The 14,967-nt window shown below is 38.0% G+C and carries 18 protein-coding genes; 16 read left to right on the top strand and 2 right to left on the bottom strand.

Features of this window, described 5'->3' with window-relative positions; translation table 11 throughout:
* The first annotated feature begins 32 nt into the window (after nucleotides 1-32).
* The 5 genes from ASU02_RS07180 to ASU02_RS07200 all read left to right on the top strand — a co-directional run bounded on the left by ASU02_RS07180 (nucleotide 33) and on the right by ASU02_RS07200 (nucleotide 4,795).
* Nucleotides 33-866, top strand: a complete 834-nt coding sequence (locus tag ASU02_RS07180; protein ID WP_057762448.1) for a CoA transferase subunit A — start codon at nucleotides 33-35, stop codon at nucleotides 864-866.
* The gene (locus ASU02_RS07185) at nucleotides 866-1,588 is read left to right on the top strand and encodes a CoA-transferase subunit beta (RefSeq protein ID WP_198317416.1); all 723 of its coding nucleotides are present in this window, start codon (nucleotides 866-868) and stop codon (nucleotides 1,586-1,588) included. The genes ASU02_RS07180 and ASU02_RS07185 overlap by 1 nt, the downstream gene beginning before the upstream one ends.
* 266 nt (nucleotides 1,589-1,854) lie before the next feature.
* Nucleotides 1,855-2,628 carry an N-acetyltransferase gene (locus ASU02_RS07190; RefSeq protein WP_057762452.1) on the top strand — a complete coding sequence of 258 codons (774 nt, stop codon included), beginning with the start codon at nucleotides 1,855-1,857 and terminating at the stop codon, nucleotides 2,626-2,628.
* 117 nt (nucleotides 2,629-2,745) lie between these two features.
* Nucleotides 2,746-4,221 carry a protein adenylyltransferase SelO gene (locus ASU02_RS07195; RefSeq protein ID WP_057762454.1) on the top strand — a complete coding sequence of 492 codons (1,476 nt, stop codon included), beginning with the start codon at nucleotides 2,746-2,748 and terminating at the stop codon, nucleotides 4,219-4,221.
* A 67-nt stretch (nucleotides 4,222-4,288) separates the two neighbouring features.
* On the top strand, nucleotides 4,289-4,795 hold the full coding sequence (locus ASU02_RS07200) for a VOC family protein (RefSeq protein ID WP_057762457.1): 507 nt from the start codon (nucleotides 4,289-4,291) through the stop codon (nucleotides 4,793-4,795).
* Nucleotides 4,796-4,944: 149 nt separating this feature from the next.
* On the opposite strand, the gene ASU02_RS07205 is transcribed toward ASU02_RS07200, so the two are convergent.
* Nucleotides 4,945-5,469: a DinB family protein gene (locus ASU02_RS07205; RefSeq protein WP_057762459.1), complete on the bottom strand. Its 525-nt coding sequence runs from the start codon at nucleotides 5,467-5,469 to the stop codon at nucleotides 4,945-4,947.
* Nucleotides 5,470-5,687: 218 nt separating this feature from the next.
* On the opposite strand from ASU02_RS07205, the gene ASU02_RS07210 reads away from it, so the two are divergent.
* The 6 genes from ASU02_RS07210 (at nucleotide 5,688) to ASU02_RS07225 (ending at nucleotide 10,117) form a co-directional block, all read left to right on the top strand.
* A complete protein-coding gene (locus ASU02_RS07210; RefSeq protein ID WP_057762461.1) occupies nucleotides 5,688-6,740 on the top strand; it encodes an LLM class flavin-dependent oxidoreductase in 1,053 nt (350 codons plus the stop codon).
* 180 nt (nucleotides 6,741-6,920) lie between these two features.
* Complete coding sequence (locus ASU02_RS27355; RefSeq protein ID WP_408607259.1) at nucleotides 6,921-7,004, top strand: putative holin-like toxin; 84 nt, start codon at nucleotides 6,921-6,923, stop codon at nucleotides 7,002-7,004.
* 274 nt (nucleotides 7,005-7,278) lie between these two features.
* Nucleotides 7,279-7,416, top strand: coding sequence for a hypothetical protein (locus ASU02_RS26630; protein ID WP_198317417.1), 138 nt, complete (start codon nucleotides 7,279-7,281; stop codon nucleotides 7,414-7,416).
* A 160-nt stretch (nucleotides 7,417-7,576) separates the two neighbouring features.
* Entirely contained in the window at nucleotides 7,577-8,434 is an 858-nt protein-coding gene (locus tag ASU02_RS07215; protein ID WP_057762463.1) for an MBL fold metallo-hydrolase, read from the top strand.
* A gap of 145 nt (nucleotides 8,435-8,579) precedes the next feature.
* Nucleotides 8,580-9,641 carry a C45 family autoproteolytic acyltransferase/hydolase gene (locus ASU02_RS07220; RefSeq protein ID WP_057762465.1) on the top strand — a complete coding sequence of 354 codons (1,062 nt, stop codon included), beginning with the start codon at nucleotides 8,580-8,582 and terminating at the stop codon, nucleotides 9,639-9,641.
* 74 nt (nucleotides 9,642-9,715) lie between these two features.
* A complete protein-coding gene (locus tag ASU02_RS07225) occupies nucleotides 9,716-10,117 on the top strand; it encodes a (deoxy)nucleoside triphosphate pyrophosphohydrolase (RefSeq protein WP_057762467.1) in 402 nt (133 codons plus the stop codon).
* 90 nt (nucleotides 10,118-10,207) lie between these two features.
* Here ASU02_RS07225 and ASU02_RS07230 read toward each other — a convergent pair whose 3' ends face one another.
* On the bottom strand, nucleotides 10,208-10,417 hold the full coding sequence (locus tag ASU02_RS07230; protein WP_057762469.1) for a hypothetical protein: 210 nt from the start codon (nucleotides 10,415-10,417) through the stop codon (nucleotides 10,208-10,210).
* 286 nt (nucleotides 10,418-10,703) lie between these two features.
* Here ASU02_RS07230 and ASU02_RS07235 point away from each other — a divergent pair, with 286 nt between their 5' ends.
* The 5 genes from ASU02_RS07235 to ASU02_RS07255 all read left to right on the top strand — a co-directional run bounded on the left by ASU02_RS07235 (nucleotide 10,704) and on the right by ASU02_RS07255 (nucleotide 14,919).
* Entirely contained in the window at nucleotides 10,704-11,486 is a 783-nt protein-coding gene (locus ASU02_RS07235) for an NUDIX domain-containing protein (RefSeq protein WP_057762471.1), read from the top strand.
* 59 nt (nucleotides 11,487-11,545) lie between these two features.
* Nucleotides 11,546-12,241 carry a nicotinamide riboside transporter PnuC gene (pnuC, locus tag ASU02_RS07240; RefSeq protein ID WP_057762473.1) on the top strand — a complete coding sequence of 232 codons (696 nt, stop codon included), beginning with the start codon at nucleotides 11,546-11,548 and terminating at the stop codon, nucleotides 12,239-12,241.
* Nucleotides 12,242-13,270, top strand: coding sequence for a multifunctional transcriptional regulator/nicotinamide-nucleotide adenylyltransferase/ribosylnicotinamide kinase NadR (gene nadR, locus ASU02_RS07245; RefSeq protein ID WP_057762475.1), 1,029 nt, complete (start codon nucleotides 12,242-12,244; stop codon nucleotides 13,268-13,270).
* An 18-nt stretch (nucleotides 13,271-13,288) separates the two neighbouring features.
* Complete coding sequence (locus tag ASU02_RS07250) at nucleotides 13,289-14,131, top strand: ADP-ribosylglycohydrolase family protein (protein WP_057762477.1); 843 nt, start codon at nucleotides 13,289-13,291, stop codon at nucleotides 14,129-14,131.
* A gap of 272 nt (nucleotides 14,132-14,403) precedes the next feature.
* Entirely contained in the window at nucleotides 14,404-14,919 is a 516-nt protein-coding gene (locus tag ASU02_RS07255) for a DinB family protein (RefSeq protein ID WP_057762479.1), read from the top strand.
* Nucleotides 14,920-14,967: the final 48 nt, after the last annotated feature.

Consider the following 14,967-nt stretch of genomic DNA (forward strand, 5'->3'; position numbering starts at 1 on the left):
AAAATGACACCTGAAAGATGGAGGTGGCCAATATGAAAAAGGTTAAAAGCTTAAAGGAAGCGGTGAACCTCATTAATGATGGGGATACCGTTTCATTTGGAGGAAATGTTCTTCATCGTGCACCAATGGCAGCTGTTCGAGAAATAGCCCGGCAAAATAAAAAATCTCTAAAGCTAGTGAAAACAGCGGGAGCACAGGATATCGATTTATTATGCGCGATGGATTGCGTGGAATCTGTAGATGCAGGATTTGTCAGCTATGAGACGAAATATGGATTAGCCAACCATTATCGCCAAGGTGTACAATCTGGGAAAATTAAAGGAAATGAACATGCTTGCTATACGGTCATTTGCGCTCTCCGAGGAGCTTCGATGAATGTGCCCTTTATGCCTGTGAAGGGGCTAAATGCTGGTGATCTCTTAGTGAAGAATGATTATTTTGTAGTTGTAGAGGATCCGTTTAGCGGAGAACCAATTACCCTTGTAAAAACTATTGTCCCTGATGTAGCGATTATCCATGTACAAGAGTGTGATGAAAAAGGGAATGCAATTATTTATGGACCTAAATTTGAAGATATACTCATAAGCCGAGCTGCAAATAAAGTGATCATTACAACTGAACAAATCGTTCCAGAGAGCAGGATTAAATTAAATACGGAACGAATAGACATTCCAGGATTTTTGGTTCACTCAATTGTTCAAGTTCCGAATGGTGCAGCTCCTGCCTCTTGTTACAAAAAGTATGAAGTCGATGATAAATCGGTTTCAGCTTTTATAAAAATGAGTAGTAAGGATGAAATTAGGGATTACTTGAAAGCGTATGAAACAAAGGATTACTTAGGAGAAAGGATGGGAAGACGACTATGATGACTGAAGGATATAGGGTTAGTGACATCATGACATGCTGTATTTCCAATATGCTTCAAGATAATGAAACCGTCTTTCACGGAGTCTCCTCTCATTTGCCAATGGTTGCAATGAAGTTAGCCAAATCGATGCATGCACCGGATTTGGTACATTTAAACATTCCTGGCGGTGTAAATCCAAGTTCTATCAAACAAGCATCCTATTCATCTGCAGGTGCTGATTTATTGGGTACAGCTGAGGCATATTTTCCATTAGAAGAAGTATTTGACCTTTCAATGCGTGGTAAGCTAGATGTTGCATTCCTTGGTGGAATCCAATTCGATGTGAATGGGAATGTGAATGCATCGGTTATTGGTGATTATCATAAACCGAAAGTTAGACTTCCTGGTGGAGCAGGCAGTGCGGTTCTTATTCCTACGGCCAAAAAAGCAATCATTTGGAGAGTCAAGCATGACAAAAGGACGTTTGTAGAGACGGTTGACTTTACAACTACTAGAGGGAATTTATGGAGAATTGTTACTCCTCTTTGTATTTTTGAATATCGAAAAGGAAAACTGCATCTTGAAAGCATTCATCCGACATCAAGCTTAGAAGAAGTAAAGAACAATACAGGCTTTGAGCTGATATATGATGAGATCAAATATACGGATTCCCCAACTAATCTGGAGCTTGCTACGTTAAAGAAAATAGACCCATATGATTATCGTTCAATTGAATTTTAGTATGCAGAGACCTTCATGTTTTCTAACGACCTTGAAGGTCTTTTTATTTTTTATTAATCAAACAGATTACTTTAACTTTCTATATATAAGAAATAATATGTTCACGTTATAATTGTTATAAGACGTGATCTTTAAAGAGAAAGACTGAAGAAATGTTATATTTGGATGCTCATTCAGTAATTTTGTTTAAGAAGCAATCAGAAAAAATGTTTGAGAAAAGCAATGAAAACGTATGAACCTTTTTTCGAATGGGGAGGTTTGAAGAAATGGGAATCATTCAATTAACTAAAAATACAATTGAAACCGAACATATCTGCTGTGCTTTAGGGGCAAAGCAATATGAAAATGCTGTAAGTGAAAAGAAGAAGTGGATAAGAGAGAGAATGGATGAAGGACTGGTATTTAGTCGGCTAGATGAACGCGCAAAAGTATTTATAGAATATTTGCCTGCTGAAATGGCGTGGGTTCCTATACAAGCACCAAATTATATGTATATTAACTGCTTGTGGATTTCAGGCAGGTATAAAAATAATGGGTATGCAAAGCAATTGTTAAGTGAATGTAGAGAAGATGCACGGAATCGCGGAATGGATGGGATTGTACATATCGTTGGCCAGAAGAAATACCCTTATTTGAGTGATAAACAATTTTTTCAATACATGGGGTTTGAGGAAGTAGATCAAGCTGACCCTTATTTTCAATTAGTAACATTGAAATGGAATGACCAAGCAGTAATGCCTGCTTTTAACAAACAGGTAAAAACAATATCAGATGATAAAGGTATTTCTATTTATTACACAGCTCAGTGTCCATTTGCTGTCGGTATCATAGATGATTTAAGGAAAGTAGCAGAGAGCAAAGATGTGTTGTTTAAAACTTTCCATATCAGAACAAGAGAGGAAGCGCAAAACGCACCAACAATATGGACAACGTTTGGAATTTTTTATAATGGGGTGTTCATCACACACGAAATTATCAGCGCAAACAAATTTGAGAAATTATTAACGAAACTTATGGAAGGAAACTCCAAACAGTTATAGGATAAGGGCGTTATTTAGTTGAAGTTCTTTAATTATAATATAGAAAGGGGTCAACTTTTAAACAGAAGGGTATAATAAATAGAAATAACTATTGAAAGAGGAAGTGTTCTTGGTCCAATGGATGAACAATACAAATTAAATGAGACGAGCTGGAATTTTAATAACAGTTATGCTATGCTGCCGAAAACATTTTATTCTAGCATGAGTCCAAATCCTGTTCGCGAACCAAAGCTTGTCATACTTAATGGTTCATTAGCAGAATCACTTGGACTTAATATCCAGGAGCTGCAATTGGAAGAAAATGTTTCAATGTTTGGTGGAAATTTATTCCCTGACAATGCTTTCCCGCTTGCCCAAGCCTATGCAGGTCATCAATTTGGGCATTTTACCATGTTAGGAGATGGGCGAGCCTTACTGGTAGGAGAGCAGATAACTCCTAAAGGTGAACGGTTCGATATACAGCTGAAGGGCTCAGGCAAAACCCCATATTCCCGAGGAGGGGATGGAAGGGCAGGACTTGGACCGATGCTTAGAGAGTACATCATTAGTGAGGCAATGCATGGGCTTGGAATTCCAACTACCCGCAGTTTAGCGGTGGTTACAACTGGGGAGTCAATTATCCGCGAAACCTATTTACCGGGTGCTATACTGACTAGGGTGGCAGCTAGTCATATTCGTGTTGGGACTTTTCAATATGCAGCCAAATTAAGTTCAGAGGAAAATCTCAAGATTCTTGCAGATTATACAATCAATCGCCATTTTCCAGAAATGAATTCGAGTGAAAACCGTTACCTTTCTCTTCTTCAAGAAGTCATCAATCGTCAAGCAAAGCTGATTGCTAAGTGGCAGCTAGCAGGTTTTATTCATGGGGTGATGAACACCGACAATATGAGCATTTGCGGAGAAACGATTGATTACGGCCCGTGTGCTTTCATGGATACTTATGATCCGGGAACTGTTTTCAGTTCAATAGATACAAGAGGACGATATGCGTATGGCAACCAGCCGTATATCGCTTCATGGAATCTCGCGCGGTTCGCAGAAACCCTATTGCCGCTGTTGCATGATAATGAGGAAAAAGCGCTTGAAATGGCTCAGAATGCGATTGCACAATTTACAGAATCATTTCAGGTAAACTGGCTAGCAGGGATGAGAGCAAAACTAGGGATATTCCATGCTGACGAGCAAGATGAAACCCTTGTTAAAGAACTTCTAAAATTAATGGAGAAATATCAAGCAGATTATACAAATACATTTCGTGCACTAACCTTTGATAAATACAAGGATTTAGACTTATTTAACAAGGCAGAATTTAGCCAATGGGTAGAGTTGTGGCAGGTAAGACTGCAAAGGCAGCAGGAATCGAAAGAAGCATCAAACCAGTTAATGCGGGATTCTAATCCAGCGGTCATTCCACGTAATCACCGGGTGGAGGAAGCACTTGCTTCCGCAGTGAATGAGGGAGATTACAGTGTCATGGAAAGGCTTCTTAAAGTTTTATCAAACCCATACGAACATACAGAAAAACAAGCAGAATATTGCACACCTCCTTCACCATCTGAACGTCTATACCGAACTTTTTGCGGAACATAATAAATTAGCTTATCTATTCGTTATTATCTGCTTAACTTATTATTATTTTTAATTGGGGGACATACTTGTGGAACGTAAGATCCAAAAAATCTCTGCAAACCTATGGTTTGATACACAAGCAGAAGAGGCAGCAGAATTTTATACTACTATTTTTAATCATTCAAAATTAGGGAGAATCATCCGTTATGGAAAAGAAAGGCATATAATAGGTGGAATAACAGAGGGTACTGCCATGACTGTAGAATTTGAATTAGAAGGACAAACTTTCATCGCATTAAATGGCGGTCCGCACTTCAAATTTAATGAAGCGATCTCTTTTATTGTTAATTGTGATACGCAGGAAGAAATTGACTATTATTGGAATAACCTTTCAGTAGGAGGAGACGAAAAAGCACAAGTGTGCGGCTGGCTGAAGGATAAATATGGAGTCTCTTGGCAAATCGTTCCCTCTAATTTGAACAAATGGCTGAGTGATCCAAATCCAAATAAAACAGAAAGAGTGATGAAAGCACTCCTTCAAACGAAGAAAAAAATTAATATGAATGCGTTAATTCTGGCGTATGAAGAGGAATAATTTCACTAGGAGAGTTATGAATGTGAAATTTCAAAAACTTGATACGATAGAAGATATATGAAACTCAATAAACGCAATTCGGAATCAGCCAAAAAGATCAACCCCTCCCAGTAAAATCTAACCAGGGGCTTGATCTTTTTCATTTCACACTATTTTTTCAATATACTTAAATATTCAATCCAAGGACCCACATCTGTTCCATATCTTTTAGCCATCACTCGAATGATTTGCCCGATATGGGTTAAATCATGAGCGACCCAAGTGGATATCACTTCTCTTACCTTCACTGAACCAAATACGGGGTGTGTACCCAATAATTCAAGATGCTGTTCAGGGTTTACTAACTCTTTTAGTCTTGAAATATTTTGTGCTCTTAATATGCTAAATTCCTGCAGCTTTTGTTCTAAGGGAACGTTGATTTCGTTATTTAAATGTGCAAACCGATCATATGGAGGGAAGGTTTTATTACTGGCATCTGATAGGATCAATTCCAGTCTTTGTATCCAATTATTTTTCTCACCCTCAATAAGATGTTCTACGACTTCAATAGCATTCCACGTTTCATCGCCCTCATTACATCGCAGCCATCCTTCTGATAAACCTGTTAAAAAATACGATAAGGATTGTGGGGTTCTTTCCAAAACCTCAATAGCTTCTTTCAAATTAAAGTTCATAGTATTCTTCCTTCCTTTTATATATTCTGTAAATTTTAACGATTATGATTATAGAAATGAATATTTGTCATTTAAAATGCTTTTTTCTTGCGAAAAATACGTTAAAACAACACTATTAAGTAAGTACAATTTGTATGTGTTAATTATACTAGACTTATCCGTTAAGTATGCTAACCTTTGGTATAAAAAAGTACATAGATTTAATAGGAGGAATTTAGATGGAAATTGGTGTAAGCACATTTGTAGAAACAACACCTGATGTGAAAACTGGAAAGGTAATTAGTCATGCACAGCGTATTCGAGAAGTAGTGGAAGAGATTGTCCTTGCTGATCAGGTTGGCTTGGATGTGTTTGGAGTAGGTGAACATCACCGTATTGATTATGCCGCATCATCACCAGCTGTTATCCTAGCTGCGGCTGCTTCACGAACAGAGAAGATCAGACTTACGAGTGCAGTAACCGTTTTATCTTCAGCTGATCCAGTAAGAGTATTTCAGGATTTTGCAACCGTTGATGCGATCTCAAATGGGCGTGCAGAAATCATGGCAGGAAGGGGTTCCTTTATCGAATCGTTTCCATTGTTTGGCTATGATTTAAATGACTATGACGAGTTGTTCGAAGAGAAGCTTGAATTATTGTTGAAAATTGTGGCGGCTGAGAAGGTGACATGGAAAGGGGGACATCGACCAGCCATTCAAAATCTGGGCGTGTATCCACGCCCAGTTCAGGACCCTCTCCCAGTATGGATTGGAAGCGGTGGAAATTCGGAATCTGTCGTTCGCGCTGGGATATTAGGTCTTCCGCTCGTACTTGCAATTATAGGTGGACGCCCCCTGCAGTTTGCTGCACTTGTAAAGCTATATAAGAGAGCAGCAGCACATGCTGGACATGATATATCAAAGTTAACCGTCGCTTCTCATTCACACGGTTTTATTTCTGAAGATAAGGAATCAGCAGCAGATAAATTTTTCCCTTCCACTCATTATGTAATGAATAAATTGGGGAAAGAGCGTGGCTGGGGACCTTATACTCGTTCTAGTTTCGATGATGCCCGCAGCTTAGAAGGTGCATTATATGTCGGTGATCCAGAAACTGTTGCAGAAAAAATCATTTATTTACGAAAGAATGTTGGGATTACTCGTTTTATGCTCCATGTACCAGTTGGAACGATGCCGCATGAGGAAGTCATGGGGGCAATTGAGTTGTTAGGGAAAGAAGTGGCACCTATAGTTCGGGAAGAAGTAGCAAAATGGGAAAGAGAAGAAAGGTAATATTGTTCCTTCTAGGATAAACCTAAGGCTTTATATAGCAAATATAAGAAAATATATCTATTTTTTAGACAAATCTAACAACTTACAGAACAAACGTTCCTGTTGTGTTATAATTTTAATAGCAATAGGATAGGAAGCTCAAGGGTGGTTAGCATTCCCTAGTGAAAGGGGGTGCTGCCTATGTCGGTCTTTCAGACAATCATGATCATGATTGCGTTTGCAAGTTTGATTGTATCGATCATTGCTTTAACACAAAAAAAGTAATCCACCCTTGAGCTCGCCCGGCAAGAGAGATGGATTACTTTTTTATCCTGCTGATCCCCTATAAGGACCTAGCTATTGCATCGACCGTTCAGTGTAACCAGCACTGACGGTCTTTTTTATTATATGATTATTCTATATATTTATTATACTTAAAGTACTTGAAAAAGCAAACAACAGGATTAGAAAAGTATTTGTATATATCCTATTTTTCCAGCAGATAATATTAAAGTTAGCATCTTGTGATATATATAAAACATATTAGGAGTTGAGAAGAATGAAATCAAAGGATAACTTTTTAGAGGGAGCTAAGGTGACTAGAGATAATCAAATATATGGAACACCGAATAGTAAGAGTAAGAATGGAACCGGTGATTCACCAAATGATAATACAGGTAAAAGGAATTCAAAGTGATACAATGGAAATAGCCAAGAATTTCTTGGCTGTTTTTTATATGTGCGTGGAGAATCAAAGACATTTTTTTACTTTCAGGCTGACTGATAGTTTAGTATTCTAATATGGAAAAAGTATTTATTAAGGCTAGCCAAAAATATATGCGGCAGGAGCAATGTACATGCAAACATTAGAGAAAATCAGTGATCGGTTTTGGTATCAAACACCAGTGTCAGAAACAGATCGGCCTATATTGGGAGTGGTTATAGGTGATAAGCGATCCTTAATGATCGATGCTGGAAATTCAGAAGATCATGCGAAATATTTTCTTAGTGAGTTAGAAAAGAATAATATTCCGCTGCCGAGTATAGTAGTACTTACACATTGGCATTGGGATCATACTTTTGGGCTATCCGGTTTAGACATGATTTCAGTTGCTTCTAGACAAACAAAAGCTGAGCTTGAAAAACAGGTCCCGTTTGAATGGACTGATGCTGCCTTGGATGAGCGAGTTCAGTCTGGTGTGGAAATAGAATTTTGCGCAAATGCAATTAAAGAAGAGTATGGAAGAGAAAGGAATATTACAATCACACTTCCAGAAATAACTTTCGAAACAATGATGCAGATTGACCTTGGCGGAGTCACTTGTCAACTTCAGCATGTTGGCGGAGATCACGCTCAAGACTCTGTAATTGTGTATGTAAAGGAAGAAAAAATATTATTTTTAGCAGATGCAATATACGCTAACCTTTATTCTAGTAAAAGGAATCACACGGTGAAGAGAACACTACAGCTTTTAGATGAGATCGATCAATTTGATGCGGATATCTATATACTTTCGCATTGGAAGCCAGTATCAAAGCAAGAATATGAGCAAGAGGCTAATTTGTTAAGGAATATCGCTAAGCTAACTGAACAATTTACTGGGAGATATGAGGCTATTGTTAAAGCATATAAAGAACAAGTTGAGCGAGAATTAAATGAAGATGAGCATGAAACGATTGAGTATTTTATTAATGGGTATGGCATAGAGGGTTAGAAAAAGAGCCTTTTCTATAAATTCAGGGGCAATGAGACTAGGGAAAGGAAAAAATTGGTGGTTTGACCATCCAATTTTTCTTTCCTTTATTTTTCTGTTCATTCCGCGTATCCTAGTTGTAATGTAGAAAATGGAGGATTATATCATGAAAAAAGTTTTTGCAGATGTCATTCAATTTCGTGGCACGCATTATGATTTTGGCTATTATCAAGGGGAAGTGCTTAGAGAATCGATCTTGATCAAAAACAGAGAGCGGCAATGGAAGGTTCGAAAGCCCCTCTTTAAGATTGACCTTGATGAAACTCAACAAGTTTTCAAGAAGCTGGCACCGATGATTTGGGAAGAATTTCTAGGATTACGGGATGCTCTAGAATGGCCGATGGAAAAAGTATTACAAGAGTTTGGCGGGTACAGAGTAAATATCAATCCTTCTGGATGCTCCATTTATGTAGGCGACCATTACATGATTCGCAATTATGATTATCATCCAAAAACGTACGATGGCCGCTGTGTCGTATTTCAACCGAAGGACCAGGGATATGCCACGATCGGCTTGAGCCAGAAAATCACTGGCAGATGTGACGGAATGAATGAAAAAGGTCTAGCAATGGGGTATACCTTTATGAACAGGAAACGTCCAGGTGATGGCTTTATATGTCATATGATCGGCAGGCTAATTCTTGAACTGTGCACCAATACAGGAGAAGCGGTTGATTTATTGAAAGAGATTCCACATCGAGGTTCATTTAGCTACGTTTTATACGATTCAAAAGGGGAGTTGCCGTATATTGTGGAGACTTCACCTAGAAGAGTAGAGGTGCGACAGGGAAATGCTTGCACCAATCATTTTAAAATCATGACGGAAGAGAATCGCCACGTCCTAGATGATTCAAAGAAAAGAATGCAAGTAATTGAAGAATACCTGGGAAATCAATTAAGTGGAAAAGAAGCTTTTAGGCTATTAAATGATACAGATAGAGGCATATTCTCAAAGCTTTACGGAAGCTGGGCAGGAACGATTCATACTTCCGCTTATTTTCCACAAGAACTGGAATCTTGGATTGCACTTGGTGGAGACCAAGAACCAGAACAAATTGACTTTTCAAACTGGGTAAATGGCGAGGACCTCTCTATTAAGAGAATACAAGGAATGGTTGAAACGGATATTCCTTTTGTAAATATGGAGCAGGCAGATTGGTATCGGTGAAATCTGTCCCTTTGGTAGGGGAAAGTAATTTTCTCAATTTTGAACAAAGATGTTCTTTGTATAAGGAGGCCTGTATGAAAAAGGATATATATGTTGTAGGCGCAGTGATCATTGAAAAAGGGAAGGTCCTGTGTGCACAAAGGGGACAAGATGAGATTTTACCATATAAATGGGAGTTCCCGGGTGGTAAGATTGAAGCAGGAGAAACCCCTCAAGAAGCAGTAAAACGAGAAATTAACGAAGAATTGCTTTGTCATATTGAGATTGGGAAAGAAATTGATCATACCATATACGAGTATGATTTTGGAACCGTTCATTTATCCACCTTCTTTTGCAAGTTAATAGAAGGGGAACCGCAGCTCACGGAACATTTAGAAATTAAATGGGTAGAGCCAGATAAGCTTGAATCTCTGGATTGGGCACCTGCTGATTTGCCAACTGTGAATAAATTGTCGGGTATGGCTTTAATTAAATAAGCAGCTGCATTTTTCTTTACATAGATATAATTATTAACTCATCACGATAAATAAAGTGCCGATTTCCTATGATGGAAATCGGCACTTTATTTATCGTGATTCCTTAGGCGGTTGGCACACATCACATTTCCGTTGATGATTATTTTTAAATTTCGTAAATGTTTTCTCAAAATTACTGCCACATGCACATTTAAAAAGTAACTTTTGAGAAAAACCGTGATATTCCGTCGTTAGCAGTTTACTTTCCGAATTCTTCTCAACAAAATCTTTAATTTTATCTATTGTCCATCGTTTATTCATTTTTTTACCCCTCCATATTTTTTCACTAGTCGGAGGCTATTCGGGCATCCGTTCAATAATGAGTAATATCGTAATGATCCTAAGTTTTTAATTATAGCATGTGTAAGCCTATATTTAAAGAACGTCAGATGAATCAATGAGCGTTCATTTTATTTTGCCAGGAAGATTTTAATAAAGAATGATTTAAAATTAGGAAATTTGAGCTAATGACAGGTAATAAATGTTGTGTTAATCTATCAATAACAATTAACGAATTGTTAATTTAAAAACGTAAGGTGTGAATCAGATGAATGATAATTTTTTAAATTATGATGTAAGCAACTATCGCACGCCTGATGGCTATACGAGTGATATTGCCGTTTTCACGATTATTTCAACCGAAGTAGGCCAGTATAAGCCTCCTGAAAAAACATTAAAAATTATGCTTATTAAACGAACCGAGAAAACCAAAGAAGGCCACTCCAACTTAGAAGGGGGAAAATGGGCATTGCCTGGCGGTTTTATAAAACCTGAAGAAACAGCATATGAAGCTGCAGTTAGAGAACTAAGCGAAGAAACAGGAATCACGGGGTTGCGAATTAAGCACTTTGGTGTATACGATCAATTTGGACGTGATAAGCGGGGATGGATTATTTCAAATGCTCATTATGCCATCGTGCCAGAAAATAAGCTGGTAAAAAGGAGAGCAGCTGATGATGCATCGGAAGTAGAGCTATTTTCTATGGACGAAGTGTTCCAGCTGGACTTGGCATTTGATCATAAGCAAATTATCGAGGAAGCTTTATGGTTTATTAAAAAGGATATGTCCTTAACAACAGTTGCGAAAAACTTTTTGCCAAAGCAATTTGTTCTTTCGGAACTTCAAGGGGTCTTGTTAACTGTTATGGATGAGCCATGGCTTAAACTTGATGCCCAATTTTTCCGGAAAGCACCCTCTCTGCCTTTTATTGAAAAAGTTGTAAAGGATGGAGTGCCGCAAAAGACCAATCGCTGGTCAAAAAATAAAGCACAGCTGTATCGATTTAACGATTTTGAGCCATACGTCTCAATATACAATGCTAAATATTAATTTTTTTAGAAGTTATAATTAACAAATTGTTAATTAATAAACTGCGAGGAGTGGTAAAAATGAAGATCATGAAAGATTGGACTATTTTTGAAAAGCTATGGCTTATAATTTTTACATTAATTAATATCTATCTATTTTTTGCCTGGGAAGATACTATTCTTGGGCTGATCACCTCCATTTCTGGAATGCTATGTGTGGTGTTAGTTGCAAAAGGGAAGGTGAGTAACTATTATTTTGGCATCATTCAAACGGGAACCTATGCCTACATTGCCTATGGCTATGGTCTTTATGGTGAAGTGATGCTCAATGCCCTGTTTTATTTTCCGCTCCAATTTGTCGGTATCTATTTATGGAAGCAGCATACAACTGATCGCAAGATAAAAGGGGAGGATATCCAAATCAATGTTTTAACGAAAAAAGGATGGATTGGAACGATCGTATCCTTTCTGGCAATCTTTATTCTTTATGCGTTCCTCTTAAAAAAGCTAGGTGGAAATGTGGTATGGATCGATTCTGCTACAACGACCTTATCTGTCATTGCACAAATCCTCATGTTAAAACGATACACTCAACAATGGTTATTCTGGATTGCAGTGAACGTGCTTTCAATTGTACTTTGGCTGAAGGCATTGATTTTGCAAGGTGGCAATGACGTATCGATGCTTGTGATGTGGTCAGCTTTTTTAATCAACAGTATATATGGATATTACAACTGGTCTAAAGTTTATAAGAAACAGAAGGGAGAAGGGATGTAAATGAAAAGAGTTGGATTTTTTGGCGGAAAGTTTCTGCCCTTCCATCAAGGTCATGTTTATTCTATTATTAAAGCTTCTACGATGGTGGATGAATTATATGTCGTGCTTTCACATAGTGAAAAAAGAGACCAGGAATTATGCGCTGGTAGCAAGCTATCCTACATCCCAGGCCAGATTAGGCTTCGGTGGCTTTCTCAATTAACAAAGGAAATGAATAATATAAAGGTTGTGGAAGTAGAGGACCATGATGGGAATGAGGACTATGATTGGAAAGAAGGAGCCTTGAAAATAAGGGAAGCAATTGGGAGAGAAATTGATTCTGTTTTTAGCTCTGAAATCGAATATGGCCCAATTTTTAAGGAGTTGTATCCCGAAGCGGAACATATTTTGATCGATGAAAAAAGAGAGCAGATTCCCATTTCAGCAACCCAAATTCGGGAAAAAGGGGTGTTTGCCTATTGGGATTACATTCCCGATGTGGCCAAACCTTATTTTATAAAGAAGATTGTCATTTTAGGGACGGAAAGCTGCGGGAAATCTACCCTTACTAAGAATTTAGCACTTATTTATAACACAACTTATGTCAAAGAGTATGGAAGAGATTATTGTGAAGACTTAGGAGGCTGTGATGGAATTATTTTAGAGGAAGATTACCCGATGATTGCATATGGCCACAAACTGAAAGAATATGAAGCAATTAAAAGTGCCAATAAAATCGTTTTTATCGACACAGAGGCAGTAGTTACTCAATTTTACTCTGAACTGTACAATCAAAAACACCAAACGGTCTTAAATGAGGTTGCACGGAATCAAGAGTACGATCTATGCCTATATTTGGAGCCAGATGTCAAATGGGTTGATGATGGATTAAGAGTGCACGGAGAACAGAAAGTGAGGGAGGAAAATAATCTCCGATTAAAGGAACTATTGAAGGAAAATGGGATGGATTTTGTAAGCATTGGCGGGACGTATCAAGAACGTTTGGAAAAGTCCATAGTGCTTATTGACAAAACGTTTGAGGGATTTTAATGAAGCAGGTGATGAGTAATGAGACTTTTAAAAGATGCTGTTTATGGATTTGCAGTAGGCGATGCACTAGGAGTGCCATTTGAATTTAAAAAAAGAGGGTCATTTCACTGTACGGATATGGTTGGTTATGGTACATGGAAACAGAAAGCTGGGACGTGGTCAGATGATACCTCGATGCTTTTGGCAACTTGCGATTCCCTTAAGAAACACTATGCAGTTATACATGTTGATGATATGATGGGAAAATTCGAGCAGTGGTATTCAAGAGCTGACTACACTGCTCATTGTGAACGGTTTGACATTGGGAATACTACCGCAGCGGCCATCGAACAATATCGTTTAGGGACAACCCCATTGAAATGTGGCCAAACCGACATTTTTTCAAATGGAAATGGTTCGCTTATGAGAATACTCCCCCTAGCTTTTATACCATGTGAAGAGAATGATCTAAGAGATGTATCCAGCCTTACACATGCTCACTTCTTATCGATAGAGGCGTGTGTCATTTATATAAATATCGCAAAGCAATTAATACAGGGAGAATCCCTGCAATTCATTCTTTCAAGAGGGACATGGTTAGAACCGTTTGAAAATATGGGAAAACTGGCACAGCTTTCAGAATCGGACATCATTTCATCTGGATATGTGGTACATACATTGGAAGCAGCCCTTTGGTGTGTGTGTACTACAAATAATTATAGGGATTGTGTTCTGAAAGCGGTAAATCTTGGCGAAGATACTGACACTATTGCCGCAATTGCTGGCGGACTTGCTGGTATCATATACGGATACGAACAAATTCCTTCTGATTGGGTAGAAAAATTGGCAAATAAAGAATTGATTGATGAATGTTTGTTTTAGATGTAATAGATTCCATGACTTTGAAGGGGAGTTCTGAAGTGGGAGATAACTTTATTATCAATTTTGATAGTAAATGCTTTATATAGAAAATTAGAAGTGCAAGGACCAACTGGCTCTATGAAAATTGGAATGAAGCTGTTAGTAAACGCCGAATACTGTTATTCAACAACCGTGCAAGTTTGTTGAAGATTTTAACTTGATTTTAAAAAAAGGTTTTTGAAGTCTTTTGATGAAGATTAAATATTAAATCTATAAAACATGGGGGCTGGAGGATGTTAACACTGTTTCAATATAACTGGCAAGTTCGTGAGGATTGGTTTTCATTGTGCGAAGACATACCGGATGAAGAACTATTAAAGAAACGGGTCGGAGGGTTCGGCAGTATTCTGAATACCTTATTTCATATAATTGATGTTGAATATATGTGGATCTTAGGTTTGCGAGGTGAAGCAGTTCCTGAGGCACCATTGTTTGAGGATTATGCCAGCTTACAAAAAGTAAAAGATCTTTCAGTTCTCTATCATAAGAAAGTGAAGCCATTTGTGACATCATGGACAAATGAAATGGAATCTCGGAAACTTTCAGAAACTGATTTCATTGAAGAACCGATAAGCTCTAGAGACGCTCCAATCAGACGCCGTGTCATTGAATGTACACACGGAGAGATTATACGTCATGTCATTGTTCATGAAATTCACCATATTGGCCAATTATCTATATGGGCACGCGAAATAGGGATAGAACCTATTTCTGCAAATCTGAGAGGAAGAGGGCTGTTCGATAAATAGACTCCTTTGCTAATTTCACGCTCGGGCGCAATTCTGAAGTAAGAATTA

The sequence above is a fragment of the Cytobacillus praedii genome, assembly GCF_001439605.1.
GTDB lineage: Bacteria > Bacillota > Bacilli > Bacillales > Cytobacillaceae > Cytobacillus > Cytobacillus praedii.

Bases quoted from the DNA above. Each gene is read 5' to 3' on its own strand.
- ASU02_RS07180 (WP_057762448.1), top strand. From the start codon at position 33: ATGAAAAAGGTTAAAAGCTTAAAGGAAGCGGTGAACCTCATTAATGAT.
- ASU02_RS07185 (WP_198317416.1), top strand. From the start codon at position 866: ATGACTGAAGGATATAGGGTTAGTGACATCATGACATGCTGTATTTCC.
- ASU02_RS07190 (WP_057762452.1), top strand. From the start codon at position 1,855: ATGGGAATCATTCAATTAACTAAAAATACAATTGAAACCGAACATATC.
- ASU02_RS07195 (WP_057762454.1), top strand. From the start codon at position 2,746: ATGGATGAACAATACAAATTAAATGAGACGAGCTGGAATTTTAATAAC.
- ASU02_RS07205 (WP_057762459.1), bottom strand. From the start codon at position 5,469: ATGAACTTTAATTTGAAAGAAGCTATTGAGGTTTTGGAAAGAACCCCA.
- ASU02_RS07210 (WP_057762461.1), top strand. From the start codon at position 5,688: ATGGAAATTGGTGTAAGCACATTTGTAGAAACAACACCTGATGTGAAA.
- ASU02_RS27355 (WP_408607259.1), top strand. From the start codon at position 6,921: ATGTCGGTCTTTCAGACAATCATGATCATGATTGCGTTTGCAAGTTTG.
- ASU02_RS26630 (WP_198317417.1), top strand. From the start codon at position 7,279: ATGAAATCAAAGGATAACTTTTTAGAGGGAGCTAAGGTGACTAGAGAT.
- ASU02_RS07215 (WP_057762463.1), top strand. From the start codon at position 7,577: ATGCAAACATTAGAGAAAATCAGTGATCGGTTTTGGTATCAAACACCA.
- ASU02_RS07220 (WP_057762465.1), top strand. From the start codon at position 8,580: ATGAAAAAAGTTTTTGCAGATGTCATTCAATTTCGTGGCACGCATTAT.
- ASU02_RS07225 (WP_057762467.1), top strand. From the start codon at position 9,716: ATGAAAAAGGATATATATGTTGTAGGCGCAGTGATCATTGAAAAAGGG.
- ASU02_RS07230 (WP_057762469.1), bottom strand. From the start codon at position 10,417: ATGAATAAACGATGGACAATAGATAAAATTAAAGATTTTGTTGAGAAG.
- ASU02_RS07235 (WP_057762471.1), top strand. From the start codon at position 10,704: ATGAATGATAATTTTTTAAATTATGATGTAAGCAACTATCGCACGCCT.
- pnuC (WP_057762473.1), top strand. From the start codon at position 11,546: ATGAAGATCATGAAAGATTGGACTATTTTTGAAAAGCTATGGCTTATA.
- nadR (WP_057762475.1), top strand. From the start codon at position 12,242: ATGAAAAGAGTTGGATTTTTTGGCGGAAAGTTTCTGCCCTTCCATCAA.
- ASU02_RS07250 (WP_057762477.1), top strand. From the start codon at position 13,289: ATGAGACTTTTAAAAGATGCTGTTTATGGATTTGCAGTAGGCGATGCA.
- ASU02_RS07255 (WP_057762479.1), top strand. From the start codon at position 14,404: ATGTTAACACTGTTTCAATATAACTGGCAAGTTCGTGAGGATTGGTTT.